At 63.3% G+C, this 11,930-nt stretch carries 10 protein-coding genes; 4 read left to right on the top strand and 6 right to left on the bottom strand.

Annotated elements, in window-relative coordinates; genetic code table 11:
• Positions 1-272: 272 nt before the first annotated feature.
• Complete coding sequence (locus LDN82_RS02990; RefSeq protein WP_224166319.1) at positions 273-3,197, bottom strand: exo-alpha-sialidase; 2,925 nt, start codon at positions 3,195-3,197, stop codon at positions 273-275.
• A 260-nt stretch (positions 3,198-3,457) separates the two neighbouring features.
• Between LDN82_RS02990 and LDN82_RS02985 the strand changes: the two genes are divergently transcribed.
• Positions 3,458-4,396: a phosphoglycerate dehydrogenase gene (locus LDN82_RS02985; RefSeq protein ID WP_224166318.1), complete on the top strand. Its 939-nt coding sequence runs from the start codon at positions 3,458-3,460 to the stop codon at positions 4,394-4,396.
• Positions 4,397-4,524: 128 nt separating this feature from the next.
• Here LDN82_RS02985 and LDN82_RS02980 read toward each other — a convergent pair whose 3' ends face one another.
• Positions 4,525-4,815, bottom strand: a complete 291-nt coding sequence (locus LDN82_RS02980; RefSeq protein WP_223935708.1) for a DUF1540 domain-containing protein — start codon at positions 4,813-4,815, stop codon at positions 4,525-4,527.
• 121 nt (positions 4,816-4,936) lie between these two features.
• Positions 4,937-5,122 (bottom strand): hypothetical protein, encoded by a 186-nt coding sequence (locus LDN82_RS02975; protein WP_224094129.1) that lies wholly within the window; start codon positions 5,120-5,122, stop codon positions 4,937-4,939.
• A 256-nt stretch (positions 5,123-5,378) separates the two neighbouring features.
• Between LDN82_RS02975 and purS the strand changes: the two genes are divergently transcribed.
• From purS to purL, 3 genes are read left to right on the top strand one after another with little or no spacing between them, the layout of a single operon-like run.
• Positions 5,379-5,630 carry a phosphoribosylformylglycinamidine synthase subunit PurS gene (gene purS / locus LDN82_RS02970; RefSeq protein WP_011773385.1) on the top strand — a complete coding sequence of 84 codons (252 nt, stop codon included), beginning with the start codon at positions 5,379-5,381 and terminating at the stop codon, positions 5,628-5,630.
• 1 nt (position 5,631) lies between these two features.
• Positions 5,632-6,405 carry a phosphoribosylformylglycinamidine synthase subunit PurQ gene (gene purQ / locus LDN82_RS02965; RefSeq protein ID WP_224166317.1) on the top strand — a complete coding sequence of 258 codons (774 nt, stop codon included), beginning with the start codon at positions 5,632-5,634 and terminating at the stop codon, positions 6,403-6,405.
• On the top strand, positions 6,402-8,711 hold the full coding sequence (gene purL, locus LDN82_RS02960; RefSeq protein WP_224166316.1) for a phosphoribosylformylglycinamidine synthase subunit PurL: 2,310 nt from the start codon (positions 6,402-6,404) through the stop codon (positions 8,709-8,711). Before purQ ends, purL begins: the two co-directional genes overlap by 4 nt.
• 82 nt (positions 8,712-8,793) lie before the next feature.
• Here purL and LDN82_RS02955 read toward each other — a convergent pair whose 3' ends face one another.
• From LDN82_RS02955 to LDN82_RS02945, 3 genes are read right to left on the bottom strand one after another with little or no spacing between them, the layout of a single operon-like run.
• Positions 8,794-10,233 (bottom strand): bifunctional diguanylate cyclase/phosphodiesterase, encoded by a 1,440-nt coding sequence (locus LDN82_RS02955; protein WP_224166315.1) that lies wholly within the window; start codon positions 10,231-10,233, stop codon positions 8,794-8,796.
• The gene (locus LDN82_RS02950) at positions 10,230-10,733 is read right to left on the bottom strand and encodes a hypothetical protein (RefSeq protein ID WP_224166314.1); all 504 of its coding nucleotides are present in this window, start codon (positions 10,731-10,733) and stop codon (positions 10,230-10,232) included. Before LDN82_RS02950 ends, LDN82_RS02955 begins: the two co-directional genes overlap by 4 nt.
• On the bottom strand, positions 10,730-11,908 hold the full coding sequence (locus tag LDN82_RS02945; RefSeq protein WP_224166313.1) for a GGDEF domain-containing protein: 1,179 nt from the start codon (positions 11,906-11,908) through the stop codon (positions 10,730-10,732). Before LDN82_RS02945 ends, LDN82_RS02950 begins: the two co-directional genes overlap by 4 nt.
• Positions 11,909-11,930: the final 22 nt, after the last annotated feature.

Genomic DNA, 11,930 nt, shown 5'->3' with positions numbered 1-11,930 from the left:
CTTGTGATTTCACGAGTGATGGCACCTTTCACTGAGTGAGGCCCGGGCTCCATCGCCTGGGTCTGTCAACATTTGAATCGCTGCGTTCGTGACAGGTCTTGTCAAAAATGCGCAACCAGTCGAGTCACAGAGTACAGACTGAGAGCAAAATATGACATACAGCACATTTCGGGAAATTTGTCTTGTCGCCGCACCAAATTCAGGTCATATGACGGCAAACAGCGGACCGCAGGAAACTTTCTGTGGTCCGCTGTTTTGCCCAGGCTCTGCCTCTAGCCCTTTGGCGTCACCTGCAGGCGATCAAACGAGACCTGCGTACCGTCCTTATCCAGGACCACAACATCGTCGCGGCCGTTATTTACATCCGATGGAAGAATGAATTCCACGGTGTTATCCGTGGTGGGAAAGATCCATCCGAGCCGGTAACTGTGCTTGTTCAGATATACGTAGTACCACTGCCCGTATTCCAAGCCCTTCAAAGTCACTTTCTGGCCATTGCGATACTTCTCCCCCGTGCCCAGATCAAACGACGCCGTTTGGCCATCGAAGTCCTGGATGCTCAGTGCGGGCTCGGTGTCCGGCTTTGCGGGCTGGACGTTGAGGGCCAGCGCGTCGCCTTCGGCAGTGGCGGCCACTTCCTTGGTGCCGTTGTGCGCCGTCACATCGAAAGTTACGGCGGCGAGGCTTCCGGCTGCGACGTCCCCGGCGGTAAGCACATGGACACGCGTGGCCGTCGCCGTGCCGCCAATGGGCAGGGCAGTTTCAGTGATTCCAGACCCTGTTGCCTCAAGGCCCGTCAGCGCCACATTGCCTGCGTTGCCCACGGTGTAGGTGTACGTCACAGGATCGCCTGCGCTGGCGAAGCGGTCACCGTCGGCGTCTTCCCAGACCGCGGAAACCGTTCCTTCAAGCTTCGGTTCCCGGACTTTCAAGTCCACCTCGCCGCCGTCGATCCCGTAGTTCCTTGTGCTCTGGCCCGCCGAGCCGACCTGCCAGCTGGTGGTTGGCACGAAGAAGCCCTGGTCGGCTTCCTCAACGGTCACGGTGTGGCGCGGCGTGGCGCACTGGTAGCTCTGCCCGGCCGGCAGGGTGAGGTAACGGCAATTGCCGGGCCCCTCAGGGACGAAGGGGCTGAAGTTGCCGGCGGTGGGCACCACGTTCTCCACGAGCGGACCCGTGTTTTTCACCGTGAACGCGTAAGGGAAAAGGTCGCCTGCTGCGTAGGGCTGGGTTGCGAGGTCACGCCCGACGTCGGTACGCGCCCCGCTGATGTCCGCTGCCACCAGGCCGTCGCGCAGGGCCACCGCAGCGCCGGTGAACGGAACCGTTTTGGTGAGCGACGGCGTCGAACTGGCTGTAATGGTAAAGCTCGCCTCGGGCACGAAGTAGCCGCGCTCGATGTCCTCGGCAGTCAGCACATGCTTGGCGGTAGTGCAGTTATAGCTGGCTCCGGCCGCCAGGTTGTTGAACCGGCAGTTGGGTGCAGTCGGTGGCAGGAAACCGGAGTCGAAGCTCCCCGAAACAGGTACGGCGTTTGCCGTGACGTTGGACGTGCTCTTCACAGTGAAGGAGTAGCTGAGTGCCTCCCCAGCCTGATACGGGCTGGCCACAACGTCACGCGCAGGCGCAGAGCCTGTGATGGTAAGCCCCACTTGCGGGGCCGCCGGGACCGTCGCCGTGAAACTGAACTGCGAAACCCTGCCGTCCGCCGTCGTAAATGCTGCGTTAAGGTTCTGCGGACCGCTGGCGTTCGCCGGAGCGGTCAGCGCTACGTTGACGGTCACCGAAGCACCAGGCGCGACGTCGGGAACCGGCACCGTGGTGGCCGACCAGCCGCTCGGCGTGTAGACGGTGGCGTTGGCGCCGGAGATCGTGGTGGCCTCCTGGTTGGTCACCGTCACGGCGACTTGCTGGGTTGCACCGGGAGCGGTGGTGATGGCAGGGACGGAAAGCGGTGCGCAGACATAGTTCAGCCAGGCGTCGTCGAACTTTGCGAAGGGCATGTTGTCCGTGTAGTTGCCCTCGTAGAGGACGCCGAACTTGCCGTCCTCTACGAGGGTCACCGTGGAGTAGGCGGAGAAGCCGGAACGAATGGTTCGGACGCCCGGCCAGGTGGCGCCGTCGTCGCACGATACCCGGGCAGAGACGTTCTCGCGGCCGGTCTTGGAATTTGCGTTGGTGAAGATCAGCTTCCTGGCGTCCGCCGAACCCTGCTCCGCATTCGGGAACATCCTGGCGATGGCCCCGTTGTTGGCTGGATCCGGCAGCTCAGTCTCCTGGGTGACCGGACCGTAAGTGGCACCACCATCCGTGGAGATTGCCACCTTGCGGTAGCCCTGGTTGGCGTTGTCGCGGGAGTTCAGCAGGACTCTGCCGTCGGAGAGTTCAACGGTTTTGTTTTCGTCCATGCGGTCACCCACGTTGGCACCCTTGTGCCAGGTCACGCCATGATCGTCCGAGTAGACGCTGTATGCCTGGATCTTGTTGGTGCCGTCGGCCTGGCGGACATCGCCGGCGTACTGCTGGATGAGGCGGCCCTTGTGTGGCCCGTATTTGAGCTGGATGCCCTCGCCCGAAGAGGCGAAGTTGGAACGTACATCGCCAGCCACGGGGTTGCTCTTGCTGGTCCCGGGCTTGGTGACATTGGTGATGAGCCGTGGCTGGCTCCACGTAACGCCGCCATCAGAGGACTCGATAACCGCCGAGGAGATCACGGTCCGGTCTGCGTCGTCGTTGCCGAACTGGCTGCCGCCGAAGCCTTGGTCCTTGGAATAGACGAAGAAGGCGAAGACTTTGCCTGCCTCGGCGTCGTAAATGTATGAGGGATCGCTGTAACCGTACTTGGGGCCGCTGGCGTCGGCGACGTGTCCGGCCGCAATGACCTGCACAGGGCCCCACGTCTGGCCGCCGTCCGTGCTGCGGCGTTGCACGATCGAGTTCGGGTTGGGAGCATCGGCGGCTGAGCCGGGACGGCCATCCCATGCAGCCAGGACCACGTTATTGCCCAAGTAGGTGAGTGCAGGAATCCGGTAGAAGAAGTTCGCGGCCGTGCGATCAGCGGCGAGATTTGCTTCGGCGAAACTGCCAGGGGCGGCTGTGGGGTTGTTCGGGGGAATCGGGGCTGCCGTAGCCGGAAGACCGAGGCTGGCCAGGAGGGCCAGGCTCAGGGCTCCAGTGGCTGCGATGCGTGCGAGCAATTTTGTGTCCTTTCGAAGCTGCGCCGAGATGGCATTTCGCGCCAATGTTTGGCTCAAACATTGGCGCTATCTGCCATCTCGCGGGTGCGGGATCGAATCGATGCGGCGATATACCTCGTATTACGTGCCACGTCGAACGTCCTACAACCATATGGTGTTGGTCGTCACATTGCTAGGGATGAAGCCGGGGAAGCCCCGCGGCCCCATGTCGGGCTAACCTCGTGGACGTACCGGCATTACCTTCTAGCGATGGAGCTGCAGTGAAAATCCTCGTCCCCAATACCGTGACCCTGGACCTGTCCGGCTCCGCCCACCATGTGTTCGTGTACCGCGTCGACCAGCCCATTCCGGACGAGCACCTGGACGCCGAGGTCCTGGTTGTTTGGCAGAACACCTCGGCGAACCTGGCCGACGCAGCCCAGCGTTTGAGCCGGCTCAAACTCGTCCAGACCCTCGCCGCAGGGCCGGATTCCGTGCTGGCAGCAGGATTTGCGGACAATGTGGCCATTACTTCGGGGCGATCACTCCACGACGGCCCCGTGGCCGAGCATGCCCTTGCCCTCATCCTGGCAACTGTGCGTCGGCTCGATCAGCTCCTCGAGGCCCAGAAGTCCGCGACGTGGGACCGCGCCTACAACGCAGCGCAGTCCAGTCCAGACACGGAGCAGCTCTACACGCTCGACGGCGCGAACGTCACCATTTGGGGGTTCGGCTCCATCGCAGGACGACTCGCTCCCATGCTGGCCGCCCTGGGCGCAAACGTCACGGGCGTTGCGGGTTCGCGGGGTGAGCGCTACGGCTTCCCTGTCGCTGCGGCAGGGGAACTTGCGGACGTCCTTCGAACCACCGACGTCCTCGTATCCATCCTCCCGGCCACCCCCGAGACCACCAACGCCCTGAACGACGACCTCCTGCGCGCGCTGCCTGGGTCCGCCATTTTCGTGAACGTGGGCCGCGGGGCCACCGTCGATGAGGATGCCCTCGTAGCCGCGCTGCACGAGGGTCGCCTCCGGGCGGCTGCACTGGACGTCACAAAGGAGGAGCCCCTGCCCGCACACTCCAAGCTCTGGAGCACCCCAAACCTGATCATTACCCCGCACGTGGCAGGCAACCGCCCCAAAGGCTCAGCCAAGCTTGTCCTTGCCAACCTTTCAGCGCTCCAGGAGGGCCGGGCCTTGACCAACCTCGTGGGCCGCTGACCCAACTGAGTCGCATTAGAGCGCGTTTAGAGCCGTCAAAACGCGCTCAGCTGCTACCTAGTTGGGCGGGCGGCCACGAAAAAGTGGGCCCGCCCCCGGGAGGACGGACCCACTTCGCGAGAGTAAGGTCAGGCGTGCTCGTAGGTCAGGCAGTCCGCAGCCTCGCGGCCCGGACCAACTTTGACGTCGTGGGCTTCGCACATGAGGTTGTTGTTGTGAATGCATTCGGACCGCTGGCAAGCACCCACGTGGGCGAGGACCTTGGGAAGGCCACCCATGGCGTTGGTGTCGATGAACGTGGCGCAGGATGCATGGTCCTGGCTTCCACCAATGGTGATTCCAAAAGCAGTGCATCCGTCGTGGTTGAAGCCGCAGCTGCCAACGCTACAGGCGGATACTTCGGCAATGTGTTCGGTCATTGTTCCTCCTGGTTGGATCCGGATCCAACGGGGGCCTGGCCCCACGTGTAGTCCCCAAACTACGCCGTCTTTGCCGGATTTAACCCGCTGGAATAGCGCATTTGTACATGCGCTAATGCCGCTACTTGTTCGGAGCGCGGAGCGCGTCGCTGATCTTCGCGCGTGTTTCCTTATCCAACGGGGCTGTCACGTGGTGTTCCCTCGCCGCCCTGTCCGCCTTGATTTTTTGGATGACCATTCGTCCCAGACCCGCAAAAACAGCTGCGGCTACGACGCCCAGCACCATCGACCTCGGTTTCTCCGCCATGCCACAATCCTAGTGACGGGCGCCACGCCCGGCGAGTGCCGCCGTCGGGCTTTCATTGCCCCCAATTTGGTGGGGATCGGCGGGGGCTCCTCGCGGAATCCGGCTGAATAGGGTATGCGCGCCGGTCCCGGTAAGATGGGTGTGCAAGCTCGCGGAGCGCCCCCACGCTGTAGAAACCCAGTTGAACGGCGTGAGACGGCAACCTCCGCGGCAGCCTTATTTAAGGTTCACCCAACTCACGCACAGGAGTTACCGGATGCCCCGGATCGTCGTTGACGTCATGCCCAAGCCCGAGATTCTGGACCCCCAGGGGAAAGCCATCGTGGGTGCATTGCCCCGCCTCGGCTTCAACAGCTTCAGCGCAGTCCGTCAGGGCAAGCGTTTCGAACTGACAGTCGACGGCGAGGTGACCGACGCTATCCTGGCCCAGGCCCGTGAGGCCGCTGAGACCCTCCTGTCCAACCCGGTGATCGAGGATGTTGTCAACGTCGAGGTCGTCGAGGCCTGATATGACTTCGATCCCCCTGATTGGCGAGGCCGTGGCCGTCGCCGCCGAGCCCCGGCTCGCCGGCGCCAAGATCGGCGTTGTGACCTTCCCCGGCACCCTTGACGACCGCGACGCCGCCCGTGCAGTGCGGCTTGCAGGCGCCACGGCGGTTCCGCTCTGGCATGCAGACACCGAACTCGGAGATGTTGATGCGGTCATCATCCCCGGTGGTTTCTCCTATGGTGACTACCTCCGCGCCGGCGCTATTTCGCGTTTCGCGCCGCTGATGACGAAGATCATCGACGCCGCGAACTCCGACGCAAAGCTCCCCGTGCTGGGTATTTGCAACGGCTTCCAGATCCTGACCGAATCGCACTTGCTGCCCGGTTCCATGATCAAGAACGACCACCTGAAGTTCATCTGCCGGGACCAGGTGCTGCGCGTGGAGAACGCCAATACTGCCTGGACCCTGGACTACCAGAACGGCCAGGAAATCACTGTGCCGCTGAAGAACCAGGACGGCCAGTACATCGCTGACGAGAAGACCCTTGACGCCCTTGAGGCTGAGGGCCGCGTGGTGTTCCGCTACGTTGGCTTCAACCCGAACGGCTCCCGCCGCGACATCGCGGGCATCTCCAACGCCGCCGGCAACGTAGTTGGCCTCATGCCGCACCCCGAGCACGCGGTCGAGGTCGGTTTCGGACCCGAGTCGCTTGACGGAATCGGCGGTTCCGACACTGACGGCCTGGGCTTCTTCACCTCCGTTTTGAACAAGATTGTGGGAGGCGACAAGTGACCACGGAAACCACTAAGAAGTTCAACATCGATACTGTTGAGCACGCTGCCAAGACCCCGGACACGGAACTCCCGTGGGCCGAGCTGGGCCTGAAGAAGAACGAATTCGACGAGATCGTCAAGGTCCTGGGCCGCCGCCCCACCGGCGCCGAACTGGCCATGTACTCCGTCATGTGGAGCGAGCACTGCTCCTACAAGTCCTCCAAGAACCACCTCCGCCAGTTCGGCGAGAAGGTCACCGAGGAAATGAAGAAGGACATGCTGGTGGGCATCGGCGAGAACGCCGGCGTCACCAACCTGGGCGACGGCTGGGCCGTGACGTTCAAGATCGAGTCCCACAACTCGCCGTCGTTCGTTGAGCCTTACCAGGGTGCCGCTACCGGCATCGGCGGCATCGTCCGCGACATCATCTCCATGGGCGCACGCCCCGTCGCCGTAATGGACCCGCTGCGTTTCGGCGCGATCGACCACCCGGACACTGCCCGCGTCATGCACGGTGCCGTGGCAGGCATCGGCGGCTACGGCAACTGCCTCGGCCTGCCGAACATCGGCGGCGAAATGGTCTTCGACTCCGTCTACCAGGGCAACCCGCTGGTGAACGCACTCGCGGTGGGCGTCATGCGCCACGAGGACATCCGCCTCGCCAACGCCTCCGGCAAGGGCAACAAGGTTGTTCTGTTCGGTGCCCGCACGGGTGGCGACGGCATCGGCGGCGCTTCGGTGCTGGCCTCGGAGTCCTTCGATGACACCAAGCCCTCCAAGCGCCCCGCCGTCCAGGTGGGCGACCCCTTCGCGGAGAAGGTCCTCATCGAGTGCTGCCTTGAGCTCTTCAAGGGCTCGCTGGTTGAAGGCATCCAGGACCTCGGCGCCGCAGGTATTTCCTGTGCCACGTCCGAGCTCGCCTCCAACGGCGACGGTGGCATGGAGGTTGAACTGACCTCCGTCCTGTTGCGCGACCCCACGCTGACTCCGGGCGAGATCCTCATGTCCGAGTCGCAGGAACGCATGATGGCCGTGGTCACCCCGGAGAACATCGAAGCGTTCGAAGCTGTGATGGACAAGTGGGCTGTGGAGTACTCCTGGTTGGGTGAGGTCACCGATACCGGTCGCCTCATCATCACTTGGGAAGGCGAAGTAATCGTCGACGTCGATCCCCGCACCGTTGCGCACGACGGCCCGGTCTATGACCGCCCGTTCGCACGCCCGGAATGGCAGGACTCGGTCCAGGCGAACTCCTTCACCGGTTCCGTTGAGGACGCCAACCGTCCTTCCGCTCCGTCGGAACTGGCTGCTGCCGTTACTGAACTGGTCGCTTCGCCGAACATGTGCAGCAAGGACTGGATCACCAACCAGTACGACCGCTACGTGGGCGGCAACACCGCCATGGCTTTCCCTGACGACGCCGGAGTGGTCCGCGTTGACGAGGAAACCGGCCTGGGCGTTGCCCTGGCAACCGACGCCAACGGCCGCTACACCTACCTTGAGCCGTACCAGGGTGCACAGCTGGCTCTGGCTGAGGCCTACCGCAACGTCGCCACCTCCGGCGCTGTTCCGATGGCCGTCAGCGACTGCCTGAACTTCGGCTCCCCCGAGGACCCGGACGTCATGTGGCAGCTCGCCGAGGCCATCCGTGGTTTGTCAGACGCCTGCATGGAGCTCGGCATCCCGGTGACAGGCGGCAACGTCTCGCTGTACAACCAGACCGGCACCACGCCCATCCACCCCTCCCCTGTGGTGGCAGTCCTGGGCAAGCTCGACGACGTCGCCCGCCGCACGCCGTCGGGCTGGCGCGAGGACGGCCAGGCCATCTACCTGCTCGGCACCACCGCAGCAGAGCTGGACGGTTCGGAATGGTCCAACCTCCGCGGACACCTCGGTGGCCTGCCGCCGAAGGTGGACCTCGCAGCTGAGCGTGCGTTGGGCGAGATCCTGATCAACGCTTCCCGCGACGGCATGGTGGATGCAGCACACGACCTCTCCGAGGGTGGCCTCGCTGCCGCACTGGTTGAGTCCTCGCTGCGTTACGGCGTCGGTGCCCGCATCGCTCTGGAAGAACTCATGGAGCGCGACGGCGTGGACCTGTTCACCGCCCTCTTCTCAGAGTCCCAGGCCCGTGCAATCGTCTCGGTGCCACGCTCCGAGGAAGTCCGCTTCAAGGACATGTGCACCGCCCGCGGCTTCGCCCACCTCCGGATCGGCGTGGTTGACGCTGCCGGTGGAAGGCTGGAGATCAACGGCGTGGATGAGCTGTCCTTGGACGCTCTCCGTGAAGCACACGAGGCCACCTTGCCGAAGTACTTCGGCTAAGCCTCCTCGCTCAAGCAACGCGGGGTCACTTACAGCCCATAAATCCCCTCGGGATGGGCCGTAAGTGACCCCGCGTTGCTGTTTAAGCGGGCCAGGTCTGTTGCCGGGAGAGCTGGGCCGTGAATTCCGGCCCGGGCAGGGGACGGCCGAAGTAATAGCCTTGGCCACTCGTGCACCCGATGCTTCGAAGCGCTTCGGCCTCTTCCGCCGTTTCGACTCCCTCCCAGATGCCCTCAAGGCCGCACGAGCGGATAACCTGTTGAATCGCGGCGAGGAAGCCAAGTTGCGTCGAATCCTTACCGAGCCCTTGGACGAACTGCCGGTCCACTTTCACGCGGTCCACCGGAAGTTTTCGGAGATATCCCATGGACGAGTAGCCCGTCCCGAAGTCGTCGATCTCCAGCCCAACACCCAGGCGGTGCAGGCTCGCCAAGGTGTAACGGTCCAGCTCATTGTTCTGGATGACGGCGCTCTCCGTGAGCTCCAGAACCAGTGATTCCGGTGGCAGACCCGTTTTGACCAGTGCGTCCCGCACGTCGTCCACGAACTCCAGGCTTTGCAGGTCCGCAGCGGAGACATTGATTCGCATCGTGAAATGGTGCTGTGCCGTGGCCGGGTTGTCCCGCCACTGACGCAGTTGCTCCACGGCTGCTCGAAGCACCCACCGGCCCAACTCTGCGATCAACCCTGTGGCCTCTGCAACGGGGATGAAGTGGTCCGGCATGATCAGCCCACGCACAGGGTGGTTCCAGCGGACCAAGGCCTCGGTGCCCTCAATCCGGCCAGTGGCCAGCTCAACGATCGGCTGGTAGAAGAGGACCAGCTGGTCCGAGCGGATGGCTTCCCGGAGCTCCCCCACAATCTGGCGCTGGAGTTGCCGGGCATGAAGCGTGGAGGGATCGAACAACTTGAGCTTGTTCCGGCCCTCGCTCTTGGATTCCTCCATCGCCATATCGGCCTCCTGGAGAAGGTCCTCGACGCTATGGTGCGGCTCTGCAATCCGAAGGCCCATGCTGGCACCACAGCGGACACTGCTGTTCCCGAGGTCAATGTTGGGTTCCAGCGCCGCAAGGATACGGTTTCCGACGGCGGCCGCCCGGTTTTGCGGCGTGGCGGGCAACAGCACAGCGAATTCGTCGCCACCCAGGCGGGTAACGACGTCGTTCTCCCGGACCGCCGAGCGGATCCGCATCCCGACCGTGACCAGAATCTGGTCCGCGGAAGCATAGCCAGCGGACTTCTTGAGTCCCTTGAAGCCATCCAGGGTTACGAGGAGGAGAGCGGCTGGGGGCGCACCCCCGGCAGCAGCCTCCTGCGCTTCAACGAAGGCATCCATCAAAGCCACACGGTTGCCAAGCCCCGTGAGGGCGTCCGTGAAGACTTCGCGCCGCTGCTCGTGGCGTGCTTGGTGGAGCTCCTCCATCAGCGCCCTGATGTGCCGCTCCAGTTTCGCGATCCGGGCGTCAATATCAGCCGGGAAGGAGCGGCTGGGTTGGGTTGTGCTGGGCTGGGCTGCGTTCACGACGCTTCCATGCGACGCAGGGTGTCGTCAGCTACGGCTTTCGGTTTGGCAACAGGGTTGCGGCGTTCGTCGAGGAAGAGCCGGTACGAGGCGACATCGAGCCTGCCGTCTCCTTCAATGGGAGTCCCGGCCCGGTACACGTGCGTAATCCAGGAACCTCCCAGGATGGCTTCGATCCACGCATCGCATTCGGCCAGCGGAAGAGGTACACGCGTTCCGGTGTTTCGCCGGTGGCCGGCGATGGAGACCGTAATGCAACTGCCTAGGAGCCCCTTGTCTGCGGTGAACCATGCAAGGCCCTCCACGTCGGCCACGATGGTCAGGTTTGCGCTGTCATCGCCTACAGACTGGACGGGTTGCATCCGCACGGAACGCCGGGCTACGTTCAAGGCTGCGGGTGTTCCAGCCTGGTACGGAGCAGTGGTGATGTCGTGCCGGAAGGCACTCAGTTCCTGGTTGTGCTGGATCTGGATCCGGGTGGTGAGTTCATTGATTGTCATGATCGTGCCTCGTCAGCGATAGTGGCCGCCTGGAGGCGGTCTGCTCCTACAATCCGGTTTCTTCCCTGTGCTTTTGCGCTGTACAGGGCTGCGTCTGCCACCTCGATCATGGAGGTGAGGTCTGGGGCAGCGGGGGTGCTTGCCGTGACTCCGTAGCTGATGGTGGGGAAGGACACGCCCTCCGGAACCTCGGTGGAAGCCATACGGCGGCTGATCTCGACCGCAATGCTTTGGGCCCGCTCCTGCGTGGCTCCGGGAAGGAAGAGAACAAATTCTTCGCCGCCATACCGGCCGATGAGATCCGTTGACCTGACCGAGGACGTGCAGGCTTCGGCGAAAGCCTTCAATGCGACGTCCCCTGCCCGGTGTCCGTGGGCGTCGTTGACCAGCTTGAAGTGGTCCAGGTCAGCCAGGACTATTGCGGCACCGGAATCATTGGCGCGCAGTCGTTTGAGTTCGGTGGATGCGAGATCCAGGAAGGCTCCCCGGTTGAGGAGACCTGTCAGGTGGTCCTTGGTGGCCCTTTCCTTCAGGCCCTTGATCAGTTGGTCGCTGCTTAATGTGGTCATACTGAAGGACACCGTTACCAGCAGCACCAAGGACACCAGACCCGAGGGCGCAGGACCAAAATAGAGACGGAATGTTGCACTGTCGGGGCCTTCCAGTGCGTAGACCAACCAACGGCCCAGGTAGTAGATCGCCAGAAGTCCGGCGGCCAGGGAGAGTGCTTTGTGCACTTGCGAGTGGGTCGCCTTGATGAACCACAAGTCACGGGCCGCCAGTGCGATGCCCAGGGTCATCATGGCCAGGTACACGAAGCCGCCGGACCACACGTTGGAGCCGGGACTTTCCTGCACGGAGGCCACCGCGGTGACGACGGGAGCGACGGCGAGTTGCCACGGTGCCGCTTTAAGGTCCCGCAGCGTACGGGCACCCGCCCAGACGCTGAACGCTCCGGCCACCACCAGGACGTTGCCGGAAGGGTTGGCCCAGTGCTGGGCCGGTGTTCCGTTCAGGAGGAACGCGGTGTTTCCCAGCATGAACTGCAGCAGGGCCAGGCTCCACCAGCCCGCGTAGGGTGACCGGGTGCGCCGGTACGAGGCGAGGAACAGCGCGAAGAGCGTCAAGGTGACCACTCCGAGGGCTATCCTCACCGAAAACGAGTCGAGCACCATTGTTCGCTCCTGCCGCTTGGTC

Source organism: Arthrobacter sp. StoSoilA2, assembly GCF_019977195.1.
In the GTDB taxonomy this organism is placed as follows: Bacteria; Actinomycetota; Actinomycetes; order Actinomycetales; family Micrococcaceae; genus Arthrobacter.
The sequence above is the reverse complement of the archived record's forward strand: the minus strand, read 5'-3'. Positions and strand labels throughout refer to the sequence as shown.